Genomic DNA, 17699 nt, shown 5'->3' with positions numbered 1-17699 from the left:
ACTTATAAGAAGGGATTATTTTTTTGCGATAACCCCGAAAAAAATAATAGATTATATAAAAGAAATATACACTTTTCTCTTGCCAAAACGCTCTGTGATTGTTAAAGTTATGTATATTAATTAATAAAGATGATTTCTTATGCATTGAGATTTATTTAAAAGCCTTGTATGGCTCATTTTTTTAAATGAACATGTATAAAAATAATAAAAAAAGTATGATTATTCACTGGAGGGACTAGTAATGAGTAAAGAGAAAGTAGTTTTAGCTTATTCTGGAGGATTAGATACATCCGTTGCCGTTAAATGGCTTACAGATAAAGGATACGATGTGATTGCTGTTGGACTTGATGTGGGGGAAGGCAAAGACCTGGAGTTTGTAAAACAAAAAGCCCTCACAGTCGGAGCCATTCAATCATATACCATTGATGCGAAAAAAGAGTTTGCAGAAGAATTTGTTCTTCCGGCTCTTCAAGCACATGCCATGTATGAGCAAAAATATCCACTTGTATCGGCTCTTTCTCGTCCGCTTATCTCTAAAAAACTAGTAGAAATTGCTGAACAGACGGGAGCAACAGCTGTTGCTCATGGCTGTACTGGTAAAGGGAATGACCAGGTGCGTTTTGAAGTATCTATTCAAGCGCTTAATCCAGATCTAAAAGTGTTGGCGCCTGTGCGTGAATGGGCATGGTCTCGTGATGAAGAGATTGAATATGCAAAGAAACACAATATACCTATTCCAATTGATTTGGATAACCCATATTCTGTGGACCAGAATTTATGGGGACGTAGCAATGAGTGTGGAATTCTTGAAGATCCTTGGGCGACTCCACCAGAGGGTGCATATGAATTAACAGCACCACTTGATAAAACACCAGATGAGGCAGATATCATTGAGATTGGTTTTGATAAAGGTGTTCCTGTTTCCATTGATGGTGTGGCTTATCCACTAGATCAATTGATCCTACATTTAAATGATGTGGCAGGCAAACATGGTGTTGGCCGTATTGATCATGTAGAGAATCGTCTTGTTGGCATTAAATCACGTGAAGTATATGAATGCCCTGGCGCGATTACGCTTCTTAACGCTCATAAAGAGCTTGAAGATTTAACACTACCAAAAGAAATGGCTCATTTTAAGCCGGTTGTTGAGAAGAAATTAACAGAGCTTATTTATGAAGGACTGTGGTTCTCACCATTACAGCCAGCTTTACAGGCTTTCTTAAAAGAAACACAAAAGTCGGTCACTGGGGTAGTCCGTGTAAAATTATTTAAAGGCCACGCCATTGTAGAAGGGCGTAAATCAGAGAACTCTCTTTATAATGAAAAGCTTGCTACGTATACACCAGATGATGAGTTTGACCATAATGCAGCAGTCGGATTTATTTCACTTTGGGGTCTTCCAACCAAGGTTCACAGCATGATTAATAAAGAAAAGAAAAGTGAGGTCACACTGTGACAAAGCTTTGGGGCGGCAGATTTACAAAAACCGCTGAAGAATGGGTGGATGCATTTGGTGCATCCATCGGTTTTGACCAAGCCCTTGTTATGGAAGATATACAAGGAAGCTTGGCCCATGTGACGATGCTTGGAAAGTGCGGTATCCTCTCATCCGAAGAAACAGAGCAAATTAAAGCAGGCCTTGAAACTCTACGTGAAAAGGCAAAAGCAGGCGAGCTTGAATTCTCTGTGCAAAATGAAGATATTCATTTGAATCTTGAGAAGTTTTTAATTGATGAGATTGGACCAGTTGGTGGAAAGCTGCATACTGGGAGAAGTAGAAACGATCAAGTAGCTACAGACATGCATTTATATCTACGGAACGAAACAAAGAATATTATGGAGGCTGTTAGAAATGTACAGCAGGCTCTCTTAAACCAAGCCTCCTCACACGTAGAGACACTTATTCCAGGTTATACACACCTACAACGAGCACAACCTGTTTCGTTTGCACATCATCTAATGGCTTATTTCTGGATGCTTGAGCGCGATTTCAGCCGTTTTGAAGATAGCTTAAAACGGGTTAATGTGTCACCTCTTGGGGCAGGAGCTTTGGCTGGAACAACTTTCCCGATTGACCGCGCATATTCTGCGGAGTTATTAGGGTTTGATGGCATTTATGAGAATAGTTTAGATGCGGTTAGTGATCGAGATTTTATCGTTGAATTTTTGAGCGCTTCTTCGGTAACGATGATGCATCTCTCTCGTTTGTGTGAAGAACTTATTCTTTGGTCCTCTCAAGAATTTCAATTTATTGAAATGGACGATGCGTTTGCAACTGGAAGTAGTATAATGCCTCAAAAGAAAAACCCGGATATGGCAGAATTGATCCGTGGAAAAACCGGACGCGTGTATGGAGGATTATTCTCACTTTTAACCACGTTAAAAGGTCTTCCTCTTGCTTATAATAAGGACATGCAGGAAGACAAAGAGGGAATGTTTGATGCCGTTCATACTGTAAAAGGTTCGTTGAAGATTTTTGCAGGTATGATTGATACGATGGATGTTCGGACTGAGGTAATGGAAAAGGCTGTGCATAATGACTTTTCCAATGCTACCGAACTGGCTGATTATCTGGCTTCAAAAGGTTTACCATTCCGTGACGCTCATGAGGTGGTAGGCAAGCTTGTTCTCACAGCAATTAACAAAGGTGTGTTCTTACTTGATCTAGCCTATGAGGATTTTAAGCAAGCTCATGAGCTATTTGAAAAAGATATCTATGAGGTGCTAGAACCAAAGACAGTGGTAGCCAGACGGAATAGTGCTGGAGGAACTGGTTTTGAACAAGTTCGTATTGCATTAAAGAAGGCAGAAGCAATTCTTGGTGTACACGCCGACACATAAATATAATCACTCCCTGACATACTAATGGTGAACATCACTAGTAGGTCAGGGGGTTTTTAATATGGAAAAGAAACAAGAAGAAGAATGGACAGCTGATATGTCTGAAGGAGAAAAAGAAGTAAATCAGCAGCTGATGGACTCTTACAATATGGGAACAATTGAACAAGATAAAAGCAAGCCTTCAACAAAAGAATCTAAAAGCGAACGATTCTAAGGTGAGGTGAGACCCATGAAAAAACGATGGCAAGCGATTATGTATTTAATGATAATGATGCCTTTGATCTTGCCGGCTGTTCCAGTCAAGGCTAGCGGCTTTGAGCTCATGCAGACTTTTTCTTTACGTATCACAATTGTAGAAAACGGGGTCGAACATGAGTGGGAATATGACAGCCCTGGCCATTATGAATATGAGACAGGCTCGAACGTCATAAAAGGAAAAGAAGCTAAGGTTCAAGTAGATCATATGGTGAGCATGTTAAAGATAAGCAAGGATAAAAAACAGGAGCAATATAAAGAAACCCTAAAACAAGCCTATCCTCAACTACAATCATTTGATATTCGATTTATGGATGAGGATGATCGTCTCTACACATGGGGTTGGCAGGAATAAGGTACAACAAATTTATAAGCATTGCTACTAAAATCCCAAAGCGCGGTTCCTCGTGTTTTGGGATTGTTTTTGTGAGTAAAAAGAACGATTTGAAAGGGGACCATCCATACAACATGTCCACGGCTTACGTAGAATAGGTGTTTATTACATATATCGGGAAAGAGAGGGCGGATATCGGGAAAGAGGAGCGGATATCGGGAAAGAGAAGACGATATCGGGAAATAGAGGACGATATCGGGAAAGAGAGGAACGATATCGGGAAAGAATCGATATCAGGCAGGAACTGTTCAACACTATCAAGTTAAATCTTCTTTTTCTGTCGATCAACAGGTTGATCTAAAAATAAGGTGGCAAAGCCCTACTTTTCGGGTACTTGACCTCAGGTAGGCTCTCTATTTTGAGAGCGACGGTAGAAGAGCTAATTCCGAGTCGACCTTTATCGATAAAACCAGTAGGACACAGCTTCTAACTACCATTCGGATTCATATGAAGCGGTAAAGGGCTGCTCCATGAGGTCATAAACCAACCACGGGAGCAGCCCACTTACTTTGATTACCCTCTAATAATTTGCAGTTCTTTAGGATATTTCGTTAATAGCTCGTAGCCATCTTTCGTTATCAAGACGTCATCTTCAATACGCACGCCACCTTGGTTTGGCAGATAGATACCAGGTTCGATGGTAAAGGTCATGCCTGCTTGAAGTTTATCAGTGTTCGTTTCGTTAATGGATGGTAGCTCATGCACATCTGTACCAAGTCCATGTCCTAAACGGTGTGGGAATTGTTCTCCAAAGCCGGCTTCTGTAATGATAGATCGTGCTTTGCGATCGAGTGCTCCAAGTTCTGTGCCAGGCTTGCAAATGGAGATGGCTGCTTGATTGGCTTCGAGTACGGTCTGATAAACAGTTTGTAAAGAGTCGGATAGTTCGCCAAAGGCGACAGTACGAGTGATATCTGAACAGTACCCTTCAACAACAACTCCTAAATCAAATAGCACTAGATCTCCATGCTGGATAGCTTTATTACTTGGTTTGCCGTGTGGATCAGCTGAATTGGCACCACTTATCACAGTTGTTTGGAAGGCCATTTCATTAATGCCTCTAAGAGTGAGCTCGTATTCGATTTTGGCAAGAATCTCAATTTCCGTGCGCCCTTCTGCGATAGCTCCAACGCCGATCTCAACCCCGAAATCAGCTAATTGAGCTGCTTTTCTCATATGAGCTATTTCATCCTCTGATTTAATGGAGCGTAGCTGCATTAAGGCTGGTTCAGCATCTAGCAATTGTTTTTGTCCTAAGAGCTGTTGAAGCTGTTCGGCTCGCTCTAAAGGTATCAGTCGCTTTTCGACCCAGATTGAATCCCCTGAAAGGGTATATCTAGAGAGTGCATTGCCTAGAATGCTCCATGGTTGATCTGTATCACTGTATGTAAGAATTGTGTGTGTCCAACCGGCTTTTTGGACCAATGGTTTTTCCATTCCTGGGACGATTAAAAATGGCTCTTCATCCGGAAGGACGATGAGAGCAACAATACGTTCGTGAGGGTCTGTACGAAACCCGGTGAGATAGAAGATGTTTTCCTTTCCTTGGATAAATGCAGCTGCAATATTTTCTGTTTTTAATTGCTTTTGAAATGTAGTTAAGCGTTCTACTGTCATGGTTAGCCTCCTAATGTGTTTGTCTTATTTTATCATAACGGTTTCATCGTTATAAAAGACAGTGTTTTAACTTGCTAATATTCGGTTACATAATGAAAAGAATGAAAAATGTGAAGGAGCTGACGTAACATGGATGTAAGCTATCACGGCCATTCCGTGGTTAAGATTGAGACTAATGGTAAAACAATATTAATTGATCCATTTATTACGGGGAATGAGCGTTCAGATTTAAATGCTGATGATCAGAAAGTGGATGTCATTTTATTAACTCATGGACATGGAGATCATGTTGGAGATACGGTAGAGTTGGCGAAACGTAATGATGCACTTGTCATTGCAACCTTTGAGTTAGCCACCTATTTAGGCTGGAAAGGGGTAAATACTCAGCCCATGCATATAGGTGGAGCCAAGGAGTTTGATTTTGGTACAGTAAAATTAACTCAAGCGTTTCATGGTTCGTCTTTCATTGATGAAGACTCACAAGAAATTATATACACGGGTATGCCTGCTGGAATTCTGTTTACGGCAGAAGGGAAAACGATCTATCATGCAGGAGATACAGGCTTATTTGGAGATATGAAAATAATTGGGGAGCGGAACAACATTGATCTGGCCTTTTTGCCGATTGGTGATATGCTGACCATGGGGCCTGAAGATGCTGCAGTGGCTGCTGAATGGGTTCAGGCAAAAAAAGTTGTACCTATTCATTACAATACGTTTCCGTTCATCGAGCAGGACCCAGAGGCCTTTGTATCCCGTTTATCTACCGGCACGGGTCACATATTGAACGTGGGAGATAAATTAACTTTATAAAAGAGGTAAAGAACGGCAATCATTTGCCGTTCTTTTTTTGTACAAGCCTGCATAGTCTATATAAAGGAGAGTGATACGTATGAAACAACGATTTCTCATTTACTTGCTTATAGCTGGTATTTTATTTTCTTATGGTCTGCAATATTTACCGCTTGGCGAGGGTGGAGTGGCAGGGTGGTTTGCTTTTTGCTGGGTAGCTTTTGCAGCACTTGTATTACTTAGTAATCTCCTAGCTTGGGTACGTTCGTTCTCGGTACGTCAAGAGCGTGTAAGAGAGAAAAAAACGGCTTTTACTCCCCGAAGGGTTGCTGAAAACGAATGATCCTTGAAGCCCTATTCTTTCAGACGTATAATAGTTGGTAAGTAACAGCTGACTGAAAATGAGGGCGTGAGAGCAGAATGGCTACGAAGCATGAGCAGATACTTGAATATATTACTCACTTGCATGTTGGAGAAAAAATATCTGTCCGTAGAATTGCTAAAGCACTCTCTTTAAGTGAGGGTACAGCCTACAGGGCCATTAAAGAGGCGGAAAACCAAGGGCTTGTCAGCACAATTGAGCGAGTAGGAACAATTCGAATTGAAAAGAAGAAAAAAGAAAACATAGAGAAGCTGACGTACGCAGAGATTGTGAATATTGTGGATGGTCAAGTCCTGGGAGGAAGACAGGGGCTTCACAAAACATTAAACCGATTTGTCATTGGAGCGATGACAAAGGATGCAATGATGCGTTATGTCACGGCTGGCAATCTTTTAATTGTTGGGAATCGCTACGATTCACACAAGCTGGCTCTTGAGGCGGGTTCAGCCGTACTCATAACAGGTGGGTTTGATACAGATCCTAATACAATTAGGCTTGCAGATGAACTTGATTTACCGATTATTTCTTCAAGCTATGATACATTTACAGTAGCCGCTATGATTAATCGAGCGATCTATGATCAGTTGATAAAAAAAGAAATTATTCTTGTACAGGATATTCTTATTCCCCTTTCTGAAACATTTGTTCTTTATACACATGATGAGGTTGTGCGTTGGCATGAATTAAATGAGCAAACAAGCCACAGCCGTTATCCTGTAGTGGACGAGCTTACCAGGGTTCAAGGCATGATTGCTGCTAAGGATGTGGTTGATGTAGAGAAGCAAACCACTATTGATAAAGTAATGACGACTAACCCAATTACAGTAAGCGAGCACACCTCTGTTGCTTCCGCAGCTCATATAATGGTCTGGGAAGGCATCGAGCTTTTGCCTGTTGTAGACAGTCAAAATCAGTTAACCGGGGTTGTGAGTCGTCAGGATGTATTGAAGGCATTACAAATGATTCAAAGGCAGCCACAGGTTGGGGAGACAATTGAGGATATTGTGGTCAGTCGGATGGAGCAGGTGCCTGGAAGTGAAGGGAAATATCAGTGCAGTATTACACCACAGATGAGTAACCATCTTGGGACTGTATCACATGGTGTAATGACAACATTAGTAACGGAGGCTGGGAGCCGGATTTTACGAACGAAATCTAAGGGTGATTTGGTGGTAGAAAACATGACCGTCTATTTTTTAAAGCCGGTTCAAATAGATAGCACCATCACCATCATTCCCAGAGTTCTTGAGTTAGGGCGAAAGCATGCTAAAATTGACGTTGAGCTTTATCACGAGGATCGAATTGTGGGCAAGGCATTAGTAATGGCCCAGTTTATTGATTGATTAACCAATAAAAAGGAAGCTTGGCAACTTGACAGTCTCTTGTGGAGGCTGTCAACATCTCCAGCACGGACACAAAGTAACCCTAAGCCGTTTAGGACTTAGGGCTTTCTATTTTTGATAGAGTCCATGTTTATGTGTAACTTACATCGATGTAAACAAACTAGTGGACGGATCATGCGCTCCGAAAATGGGGGCATGCTTACCGCGGGAAGGTATTGAGCTAACTCGACTACGTCGATTTATCTTATTGAATCTTTTCATTGAGGCCACTGAAAAAGAAGCTTTATATGATAGTGAATCTTCATATCAAAAAAATAGCCCTCATTCACTTAAATAGAAACGTTCGTTATTTATTTGAATTAGAATGATAGCGGAAGGAGAAACCGAAGACTCCTACGGAACAGAACGCGTCTGAAGACATTGAAGTGGCGCACTTCCACTTCAAGGGCTGAGGCCGTTCCCGTGGAAAGCGTAGGTTTCTCCTGGAGCGGTGCCCATGAGCTTAGTTCTAGATGACTTTTTCAGTGGCATCCTTTTTGTCCCGCAGGTGTCGGCCCTCCATTTGCGTCCGCTTGATTTAGATGGGCAATAGCATCAGTATTAAAACGATAATAACGACTTTACCCTATTTTATGAATTAGTTGGTTCAGCCTGGTTCATATAATGCTTATATGCTTTAAACCCAAAAATCCCGTTAGCTAAAGCAAAGATCATTAACACAGCGCCTACAATCGTATCAATAACAGAACGAGGGTCAATGAGTAGATTTAAGCTAAACACAGCTAAAAACATGCCTAAAAATAATGTAGAGCGGGATTCAAAGATTTTTTTAATGAGAGAATCAGGCTTACGCCAAGCCCGTATACGGTTATATAAAAAACACACAGCGGTAAAAACAATTAAGATAATAAGTATTTTATCCATATGGAAGCCTCCTAACTAGTACAATTGTAGCGTGCCCCTATAAAAATATCCACATAAAAGGAGCTAATTATGAAGCAAGAGATTTTACAGCGTATTTTAGATTACAATACAATTATTATACATAGGCATGTTCGTCCCGATCCTGATGCCATTGGTTCTCAGCTCGGTTTACGGACCTTATTAAGAGAAAGCTTTCCAGACAAGTCTATTTATGCGGTAGGAGAAGAAGAGCCCTCTCTTGCTTTTTTAGGTCGTATGGACGAGGTCTCAGATGAGGTCTATTCTAACTCATTAATCATTGTCTGTGACACAGCTAATCAAGAAAGAATAAGTGACGATCGGACTGAGCTAGGAGCATACCTCATCAAGATTGATCATCATCCAAATGAAGAACCATATGGACAAATTGTTTGGGTAGATGTGAATGCAAGTTCAACAAGTGAAATGATTGTTGAGTTAGCTGAGACGAGTGAGCACTTACAGCTTTCTGGACAATCTGCATACTTGCTTTATGCAGGGATCGTGGGGGATACGGGTAGATTTAGATATCCAAATACTAAACCTGAAACCTTGCGCAGAACGGCTAAGCTGCTTGAGTATGGTATAGACGTCAATCAGTTTTATGGTCAGCTCTATAAACGAGAGCTGAAAATGATGCGGCTGGAGGGATATGTGCTCCAACACTTTGAAATCCTAGAAGGGTCTGTAGGTGTGATGAGACTAACAAAGGAGATACTTGAGTCATTTGAAGTATCATCTAATGAATCTTCCCAATTGGTGAACATCTTTTCGTCTGTTGAAGGATTAAAGGTTTGGGTATTTTATGTAGAAGAAGATGACCGTATCCGGGTTCGTTTACGTTCACGTGGCCCAATTATTAATCAGATTGCCTCAGAGCATCATGGTGGGGGTCATCCCTTGGCATCCGGAGCTACAGCTTATTCGTGGGAAGAAACAGAGGTCATTACCAAAAAACTAATTAATTCCTGTGAGAAAGAGTCATAACAAAAGAGGCCTTCACGTTGAAGCCCTCTCCTCACTCTCATACATTTTCTCTATCTATTATTTCTGTGGAATAAACCAGGCGCCTAGTTCGGTTACATCTTCCTCATAGGAGACGCCTTCTTCTTTAGCAAGCTTTCGTAAAAGTTCTGCGACCTCTTTTGTTTCAGTGAAGGCACTCTGACCTGCTTTCAGCTTAGCCAGCTTCTTTCGTGCCATATCTTTACGATTAATGACCATGTCTTTTCCCGTCATGTCCATGTTAATGGCCTCCTTACCTTTCATTTATTCTATAGTATAAATGAAAAGTCAGTTAAATACAGTTATTTTAATAAATTTTCAACTGGTATCACTCGCCTTCTTTATGAATTTCGGCATATACATGTAATGTCGTAAAGAGATAGAGCTCGGAGATTTGGACACGATATCGTTTATCCTCAATCAGAAAAATTTTGTTTTCTATGGTACGAATCATCAGTTCTTTGGTATTGTGGACGGATTCAATATCCTTCCGCTCAAGATAAGCTAGCTCGGATAATACGTTTTGTCGAATTTCGTATGTTGTAAGCTGATCGAGATTTAAATCATTTTCATTGGTAAAGTGGACTTCAACCTGCTGGATGGTTAGTTTCTTTAAATTTTCTTCATTCTGCACCTTTTGTTGACTAACTAGCTGTTCAATTCGTTCTTGAAGAGTCTCGATTTTAAGGTCCTGTTGTATTCGTGTCACAATTAGATTCTCATATATTTGCCCGTATTGAAAAAGAAAAAAAGTCCATCCGAGGATACTGCCAATGATGATCCCGGCAAAAAAGCGCAGCCAGCCAGGCCGGGTGATATTGGATGGCATTCTCATTAAGACAACGGCTCTCCAACGATCCATTGAATTAAGATCGTCCCGGTATGAGCCCCACACAACGCAGCAAAAACCATTAAGAGGGTTCGGTAGATGTCATCATGAATGCCGCTAAATAAACCGCGCTCCAACGTGGTGATAGCATCAAAGGTTCCACCGAGTGCTGCCACAATGGCCCAGATCTTTAAGCTGCCAGCCAAATTATGAATTGCGAGTAGTGGAGGTTTTCCTAAAATAAATGCACCTATGCCTCCAATTAAAGCGCCGCCAATTATAACACCAAAGGCAACAAAAAAATCAATGACTAATGTTGCAAGCATCTCTCTGGTCAAAACAGTCGCCTCCTCTAAATCGAGTTGTCTAAGTATATGAGTCAAGCTGTAGGAAGTATGCGTACCAATTACAAATCCTAAAAGAAAGGGAGGATAACATGGGAATTGTTCAGACCTCTGTCTATAGTGAATATAGTTTATTGCAATCTACGAACCGAATTGAGTCACTTGTAAAAACAGCAAAGGAACTTGGCTATCAGGCTTTGGCTCTAACGGATCATCATGTTATGTATGGAGCCATTCCATTTTATTTAGCGTGCAAGAAGCATGGGATTAAGCCACTACTTGGAATAGAGCTCTCTTTAATGGATGCAGAAAATGGGTCTCAACCATTTCTTTTAAGACTACTTGCTACTTCAAGCATGGGATACCAAGAATTATTAAAGCTTGCTTCAACAATAGGTATGAAAGACGAGAAACAGCAGTATTTTACGAAGCAGGAATGGCTTGAATTAGAACTAGATCATTGTGTTGTTATTCTGCCTTATAAACAGGGCCCCGTCTCTAGTTATCTGCAAACGGGTTACATAGATCATGCGATTAGCTGGCTGAAAGGCTGGGGTATCATTAATCAAAAGGGCTACTTAGAATTGCAACAGGATGAAGACAAGGACATGCAACAAGCGATTGTAAACGTGGCAGGGCAATTAAAGCTGCCTACTATTGCCGCAAAGCCTATTCGTTATACAAAACGAGAGGATGAATGGTCACAGCGTTTGCTACAGGCTATCGCACAGGATGTCAGTTTAAACGACATTATTTCCAGAGACTATCTACTGCCAACCCCAGAGGAGATGCAATCTCAATTTCAAGCCTTTCCCGAGTCCCTGCTCGAAACAGAAAGGCTTGCTGCATCTATTAATATTCAACTCGATTTATCCGTGCAGCTACCGACGTACCCTTTCGCTCATGAACCCTCCGAACAGCATCTGCGTACGTTGTGCGAAAAAGGGTTAAATGAACGCTATGGTGAGCCGACTTCAGAACATAAAGATCGACTGGATTATGAGCTTACGATTATAAACCAATTAGGCTTCAGTGATTATTTCTTAATCGTTTGGGATTTTATGAAGTATGCGCGGCAAGCAGGCATCATCGTTGGACCTGGACGAGGCTCAGCTGCAGGGTCGATAGTAGCATATTGTTTATCGATTACAGATGTTGATCCTATCAAATATAATCTATTGTTTGAACGCTTTTTAAACCCAGAGAGAGTCACATTACCGGATATTGATATCGACTTTCCTGATCATAGGCGAGATGAGGTCATTGACTATGTGTACAAGCGTTATGGACAAGGTCACGTGGCGCAAATCCTCACCTTCGGAACCTTTGCGGCTAAAGCAGCGATACGGGCAGCGGCAAAGGTATTGCATACAGAACAGGGGCTGCTTCATCGAATTCTGGCTGAGATACCGCAAACACCAAAAATTACGATATCCAAAGCAGTAGAGCAAAGTAGGGTCTTCCAGCAAATGATTAAAGATGAACAAGACGCTAAAGTATTAATTCAAGCGGCAAGTTCTATTGAGGGACTACCAAGACACACCTCCACCCATGCAGCTGGCGTTATTATTAGTGCACGCCCCTTGTGGGAGAGGGTAGCGTTAGAGCAGGGTAGAGGGGGAATTCCGCTTACTCAGGCCACCATGGAGGTTGTTGAACAGGTTGGCTTATTAAAGTTCGACTTTCTAGGCTTGCGCAACCTGACTCTTTTGGAGTCTATCACTTCAGGGGTACGTCAACAGCAGCATCAATCCTTTGATTTAAAAAAGATCCCAATGGATGATGAACAAACCTATCAGCTTCTTGCTAAAGGAGATACCACAGGTGTATTTCAATTGGAATCAGATGGTATGAGAAGTGTACTGGACCGACTTGGGCCCACTGAATTTGAGGATATTGTGGCTGTAAATGCTTTGTATAGACCAGGTCCGATGGAATATATTGCGGATTACATCGATGGAAAAAAAGGTAGAACAGAGGTTAGCTACTTGCATGAGGATGTAAGCTCTATTCTAAAACCGACATATGGTGTTCTGGTCTATCAAGAACAAATTATGCAATTAGCAGCTAAGTTGGCTGGCTACTCCTTGGCTGAAGCAGATTTATTAAGGAGAGCCATAAGTAAAAAGAATCAAACCACGCTACAGGAGCAAAAGAATGCATTTGTAGAACGCTCCATTGAGCTTGGTTATCAGGAATCTGTGGCAAGTGGAGCCTATCAATTAATTGAGCGATTTGCTAATTATGGTTTTAATCGCAGCCATGCCGTAGCTTACAGCATGTTAAGTTATCAGCTGGCTTATCTAAAAGCTCACTATCCAGCTACATTTTATACATCTCTTCTTTCTTCTGTATGGCATAATCACGATAAGCTAGCCGTTTATCTGAAGGAAGCGAAGCAGAGGAAGCAGACGATATTGCCTCCTTCTATTCAACATAGTGAGCAGCTATTTACATCTACACAGCACGGGATTCGATTTGGTCTGCTTTCTATTGAGCATGTGGGAGTGAAGGCTGTACATGAAATCTTAAAAGAGCGTCAACGAAGTCCATTTAAACATCTCTTTGATTTCTGTAGAAGACTTAATCCTCAGCTGGTTCCTAAACGTTCAGTAGAAAGTTTAATTAAAGCCGGTGTATTTGATGAATGGGGAGAGGATCGTGCAGTATTGCTCCATTCCTTGGATGAGGCCTTTGATTATGGTCAGAGCATTAGAGAATTTGAAGAGGAAACAGAAGGGCTGTTTACTTTTAATCCGCCTACTCCATCTTACAGTGAAGCAGAGCCGCTCCTTGCAAATGAAAAATTGATGTACGAGAAACAAGCTCTTGGATTTTATTTATCTGGCCATCCCGTTGAGGAATATCATGAGACTCTTGTCCATTATGGAAGAATAACCATTGAGGAGGCTTTATTAAGTAAACAAAAGGTACGTATTGCCTGCCTCATCGAGGATTGTCGCCAAATAACCACTAAAAAAGGCGATTCAATGGCCTTTTTAAAAATTAATGATGAAAGCAACCAATGCGAAGCCGTTGTGTTCCCTAAAGTCTGGGAATCCTCAGGTCATTTTTTAAAAGTAAATCGACTTGTGTTTTTAGAAGGGAGACTGGATGAAAGCAGAGAAAAGGTTCAGTTTCTAGTTGATCGTGCCGTTTCATTGGAGAACCTAAAGGCCCAAAGGAAATCTCAAACGCTATTTCTACGATTAAAGTCAGATGCTGTGGTTTGGCCAGAGGTAAAACAAATGCTTACGGATTCACATGGGGATATCGAGGTGGTAATTTATTTTTCAGATACAAAAAGCAAAAGTGCTCATTCAAAGGATTTTCGAGTAGAGGTCAACCCTGCATTCCTAGAGCGTTTAAAGCAATTAATTGGAGCGGAAAATGTCGTAGTAAAATGATTTTTTAACTTAAAAAAGTAAGATTTCATTGAACTTACGGGCTCATAGACTTGGCTCAGGCTATAGTTTTGTTTATAATTAAACTGTTTGCTAGAGATTGAACGGATTGAATGACAATACATAGTACATAAGGAGAGTGGATATTTTGCCAACGACAAGAGAAGAAGCCCTACACATGCACCGATTAAATAAAGGGAAGCTAGAATCGAAAGCGAAAGTTCCAGTTAAAAATGCGAGAGACCTTAGCTTAGCGTATTCCCCTGGGGTAGCAGAGCCATGTAAAGAAATTTATGAAGATGTTGAGAATGTCTATGAATATACGATGAAAGGTAATATGGTTGCGGTAGTGAGTAATGGTACTGCGGTTTTAGGTTTAGGTAATATTGGACCTGAGGCATCCCTGCCAGTTATGGAAGGTAAGGCTGTATTATTTAAGTCATTTGCAGGTGTGGATGCGTTTCCAATTTGCTTGCGCTCAAACAACGTAGACGAAATAATTAACACGGTTAAATTACTTGAACCAACATTTGGCGGGGTGAATCTAGAGGATATTGCTGCTCCAGATTGTTTTGAAATTGAAGAACGCCTTAAGAAAGAGACGAATATTCCGATTTTCCACGATGATCAGCACGGCACAGCCATTGTTACTCTTGCAGGACTAATTAATGCGCTAAAGATCAGCAACAAAAAATTAGCAGATATTAAGGTTGTTGTAAACGGAGCGGGAGCAGCAGGTATAGCTATCATTAAATTAATGCTAAGTCTTGGTGTTCGTGAAATTGTGATGTGTGATACTAAAGGGGCTATTTTTGAGGGTAGAGGATACGGAATGAACCCGATTAAAGAAGAAGTAGCCAAAAAAACCAACACAAGACGCCTAGAAGGCTCTCTAGAAGATGTGATCAAGGATTCAGATGTCTTTATTGGTGTTTCTGTTGAAGGGGCAGTCTCAAGAGAAATGGTAGAAAGTATGAATGCAGACCCTATTATTTTTGCAATGGCCAACCCTATCCCTGAAATTATGCCAGAGGATGCCAAGGCGGCAGGTGCTGCTGTAATTGGTACGGGACGTTCTGACTTCCCTAACCAGGTGAACAATGTGTTAGCCTTCCCTGGAATCTTCCGCGGTGCATTGGATGTGCGTGCAACTCATATCAATGAAGAGATGAAGGTTGCAGCAGTTTATGCTATTGCAAATCTAATTGAAGAATCTGAATTAACTACTGATTATGTCATCCCAGCACCTTTTGACCCTCGTGTTGCCCCAGCCGTAGCTGCTGCTGTTGCGAAAACAGCAATGGAAACGGGAGTAGCTCGCATTAAGGTAAACCCTGATGAGGTGGCAGAGCGCACGAAAGAAATGACACTTATTAACGAATAAACATCTAAGTAAATAAATTGTCACAATAAGCCGGGGGATAACGCCGGCTTATTGTGTGTTATAATTATTTTTTGAGCAGGAATGCTTGACCTATTCAACGAATATAATGAACATATTAGGTTAGACTTTTTTAGAAAGTTGCTAGGACACTCTTGCTTCCTATCTATTTATCCTTATACTTTAAAAGGGTGTTATATTTTAAAAGGTAGAATTAAAAAACGATAATTACATGTTCAGCATTTAATTATGCCGTGAAGGTGTAGTTTTAGTGCTAGTGAGGTGCAAAGCATGCTTAAGGATTTGTTTTCAAAGAAAAAACGATATGCAACCATCCCGTCGGAAAGAGCCAAACAGGAAGTACCTGAAGGGCTGATGACAAAGTGTCAAAACTGTGGAACCATCTTATACACAAAGGACTTTAAGAAGAACCTACAGGTATGTCCATCTTGTTCCCATCACCATCGGATGTCAGCGTATGATCGAATTGATGCTCTATTAGACGAGCAGTCATTTAAAGAATACGATAAAGAACTTATCGGTAAAAACCCACTTGATTTTCCTGGCTATGAAGACAAGCTTCTGGCAGATCGTAAAAAAACAAAGCTTAACGAAGCAGTAGTGACTGGTGAAGGAACGATAAACAGCTTTCCTGTTGTGATTGCGATTATGGATTCTCGTTTTCGAATGGGTAGCATGGGGACAGTGGTTGGTGAGAAAATTACTCGCGCCATTGAAAAAGCAATTGAACGAAAAGTACCATTACTTCTCTTCACAGCTTCAGGTGGAGCGCGTATGCAAGAAGGCGTTTTAAGTTTGATGCAGATGGCCAAAACAAGCTCAGCTTTACAAATGCTTCATCGTTCTGGGGGCTTATATATTTCTATAATGACGCACCCGACCACAGGTGGAGTATCTGCAAGCTTTGCCTCATTGGGGGATTACAATTTTGCTGAACCGGGTGCACTAATAGGGTTTGCTGGTAGACGAATTATTGAGCAAACAACTAGACAGGAGCTTCCCGATGACTTTCAAACAGCGGAATTCCTGCTAAAACATGGTCAGTTGGATCGAGTGATTTCTAGGCATGAAATGAAAGAAACACTCACTAAAATCCTGGATATGCATTCGCCGTCTTAAAGAAGGGAGTCCATGAAATCGAATGGGAAATGAAATGGTGTTTGAAAAACCTATTAATGAATTAAAAGACAAAATAGAAGAGCTTCAAACGTTCGCTCACGAAAAAGATATTGATCTTTCTGCTGAAATTGAAAGAATGGAAGAACGCCTTCGTGAATTAGAAAGAGAAATATATGGTAATCTTAAGCCTTGGGAAAGAGTGCAGATTGCACGTAATAATAAAAGACCTACAACACTTGATTATATCTCTTATTTATTTGAAGATTTTATTGAAATGCATGGTGATCGGTTATTTAGTGATGATGAAGCCATTGTGGCAGGCATAGCTAAGTTTAATGGCCAAGCCGTTACCATCATTGGTCATCAGCGTGGTAAGGATACAAAAGAAAACATTCGCAGGAACTTTGGATCTCCTCGTCCAGAAGGATATCGGAAAGCTCTTCGTTTAATGAAGCAAGCTGAGAAATTTCACCGCCCTATCATTTGTTTTATTGATACAAAAGGTGCGGATCCTGGAAAGGAATCTGAGGAACGCGGGCAGAGTGAAGCAATTGCCAGAAACCTACTCGAAATGGCAGGACTAAGAGTGCCAATTATTTCGATTGTCATTGGGGAAGGTGGAAGTGGCGGTGCTTTGGCCCTAGGTGTTGCAGATCGTATTCATATGCTTGAAAACTCTACCTACTCCGTTATCTCTCCAGAGGGAGCGGCGGCTTTACTATGGAAGGATTCTACTCAAGCACAAAGAGCAGCAGAAACCATGATGATTACTGCGCCAGACCTAAAGAAATTAGAAATTATTGATGAAATTATTTATGAGGCTAAGGGCGGCGCGCATATGGATGTGGAGACTCAGGCCCAGCATATTCAAACAGTGATTGAGCGCTCATTATCTGAGCTAAATCATCTATCTATAGAAGAGCTATTAATAAAGAGATATGACAAATATAAGCAAATGGGACAGAATTCCATTGCAGATTTGTAAATAGATCAAAAAAGAAGCGCTCTCATTCAATAGAGTGCTTCTTTT

The 17699-nt window shown here is 41.0% G+C and carries 17 protein-coding genes; 12 read left to right on the top strand and 5 right to left on the bottom strand.

Annotation, left to right across the window (positions count from 1 at the left end):
• The first annotated feature begins 241 nt into the window (after window positions 1-241).
• From FN960_RS00410 to FN960_RS00400, 4 genes are all read left to right on the top strand, one after another.
• Window positions 242-1456, top strand: a complete 1215-nt coding sequence (locus FN960_RS00410) for an argininosuccinate synthase (RefSeq protein ID WP_143846400.1) — start codon at window positions 242-244, stop codon at window positions 1454-1456.
• Window positions 1453-2841, top strand: coding sequence for an argininosuccinate lyase (argH, locus tag FN960_RS00405; protein WP_143846399.1), 1389 nt, complete (start codon window positions 1453-1455; stop codon window positions 2839-2841). Before FN960_RS00410 ends, argH begins: the two co-directional genes overlap by 4 nt.
• A 61-nt stretch (window positions 2842-2902) precedes the next feature.
• Window positions 2903-3055, top strand: coding sequence for a hypothetical protein (locus FN960_RS22645; RefSeq protein ID WP_185970844.1), 153 nt, complete (start codon window positions 2903-2905; stop codon window positions 3053-3055).
• A gap of 15 nt (window positions 3056-3070) precedes the next feature.
• On the top strand, window positions 3071-3451 hold the full coding sequence (locus FN960_RS00400; RefSeq protein ID WP_143846398.1) for a hypothetical protein: 381 nt from the start codon (window positions 3071-3073) through the stop codon (window positions 3449-3451).
• A gap of 552 nt (window positions 3452-4003) precedes the next feature.
• Here FN960_RS00400 and FN960_RS00395 read toward each other — a convergent pair.
• Window positions 4004-5107: a M24 family metallopeptidase gene (locus FN960_RS00395; RefSeq protein WP_143846397.1), complete on the bottom strand. Its 1104-nt coding sequence runs from the start codon at window positions 5105-5107 to the stop codon at window positions 4004-4006.
• Between the two features lie 129 nt (window positions 5108-5236).
• Here FN960_RS00395 and FN960_RS00390 point away from each other — a divergent pair, with 129 nt between their 5' ends.
• The 3 genes from FN960_RS00390 (at window position 5237) to FN960_RS00380 (ending at window position 7624) form a co-directional block, all read left to right on the top strand.
• Window positions 5237-5920, top strand: coding sequence for a metal-dependent hydrolase (locus tag FN960_RS00390; RefSeq protein ID WP_143846396.1), 684 nt, complete (start codon window positions 5237-5239; stop codon window positions 5918-5920).
• A 79-nt stretch (window positions 5921-5999) separates the two neighbouring features.
• The gene (locus FN960_RS00385; RefSeq protein ID WP_143846395.1) at window positions 6000-6242 is read left to right on the top strand and encodes a hypothetical protein; all 243 of its coding nucleotides are present in this window, start codon (window positions 6000-6002) and stop codon (window positions 6240-6242) included.
• Window positions 6243-6319: 77 nt separating this feature from the next.
• On the top strand, window positions 6320-7624 hold the full coding sequence (locus FN960_RS00380) for a DRTGG domain-containing protein (protein ID WP_143846394.1): 1305 nt from the start codon (window positions 6320-6322) through the stop codon (window positions 7622-7624).
• A gap of 630 nt (window positions 7625-8254) precedes the next feature.
• On the opposite strand, the gene FN960_RS00375 is transcribed toward FN960_RS00380, so the two are convergent.
• Entirely contained in the window at window positions 8255-8548 is a 294-nt protein-coding gene (locus FN960_RS00375; RefSeq protein ID WP_143846393.1) for a YtpI family protein, read from the bottom strand.
• A gap of 69 nt (window positions 8549-8617) precedes the next feature.
• Between FN960_RS00375 and FN960_RS00370 the strand changes: the two genes are divergently transcribed.
• Entirely contained in the window at window positions 8618-9553 is a 936-nt protein-coding gene (locus FN960_RS00370; protein ID WP_143846392.1) for a DHH family phosphoesterase, read from the top strand.
• A gap of 57 nt (window positions 9554-9610) precedes the next feature.
• Here the strand turns inward: FN960_RS00370 and FN960_RS00365 are convergent, their stop codons facing one another.
• The 3 genes from FN960_RS00365 to FN960_RS00355 form a co-directional block, all read right to left on the bottom strand.
• Entirely contained in the window at window positions 9611-9811 is a 201-nt protein-coding gene (locus FN960_RS00365) for a YtzJ family protein (protein WP_143846391.1), read from the bottom strand.
• An 88-nt stretch (window positions 9812-9899) separates the two neighbouring features.
• Complete coding sequence (gene ytrI / locus FN960_RS00360; RefSeq protein WP_260681878.1) at window positions 9900-10433, bottom strand: sporulation membrane protein YtrI; 534 nt, start codon at window positions 10431-10433, stop codon at window positions 9900-9902.
• On the bottom strand, window positions 10406-10738 hold the full coding sequence (locus tag FN960_RS00355; protein WP_143846390.1) for a YtrH family sporulation protein: 333 nt from the start codon (window positions 10736-10738) through the stop codon (window positions 10406-10408). Before FN960_RS00355 ends, ytrI begins: the two co-directional genes overlap by 28 nt.
• A 98-nt stretch (window positions 10739-10836) precedes the next feature.
• On the opposite strand from FN960_RS00355, the gene dnaE reads away from it, so the two are divergent.
• The 4 genes from dnaE (at window position 10837) to accA (ending at window position 17654) form a co-directional block, all read left to right on the top strand.
• The gene (gene dnaE, locus FN960_RS00350) at window positions 10837-14151 is read left to right on the top strand and encodes a DNA polymerase III subunit alpha (RefSeq protein WP_143846389.1); all 3315 of its coding nucleotides are present in this window, start codon (window positions 10837-10839) and stop codon (window positions 14149-14151) included.
• 175 nt (window positions 14152-14326) lie between these two features.
• Window positions 14327-15532 (top strand): NADP-dependent malic enzyme, encoded by a 1206-nt coding sequence (ystJ, locus tag FN960_RS00345; protein WP_185970894.1) that lies wholly within the window; start codon window positions 14327-14329, stop codon window positions 15530-15532.
• Window positions 15533-15820: 288 nt separating this feature from the next.
• Window positions 15821-16669 (top strand): acetyl-CoA carboxylase, carboxyltransferase subunit beta, encoded by an 849-nt coding sequence (gene accD, locus FN960_RS00340; protein WP_143846387.1) that lies wholly within the window; start codon window positions 15821-15823, stop codon window positions 16667-16669.
• 22 nt (window positions 16670-16691) lie between these two features.
• A complete protein-coding gene (accA, locus tag FN960_RS00335; RefSeq protein ID WP_143846386.1) occupies window positions 16692-17654 on the top strand; it encodes an acetyl-CoA carboxylase carboxyl transferase subunit alpha in 963 nt (320 codons plus the stop codon).
• Window positions 17655-17699: the final 45 nt, after the last annotated feature.

This window comes from Alkalicoccobacillus porphyridii (assembly GCF_007293315.1).
GTDB lineage: Bacteria > Bacillota > Bacilli > Bacillales > Bacillaceae_D > Alkalicoccobacillus > Alkalicoccobacillus porphyridii.
Note: the sequence above shows the minus strand (reverse complement) of the source record. Positions and strands in the feature narration are given on the sequence as shown.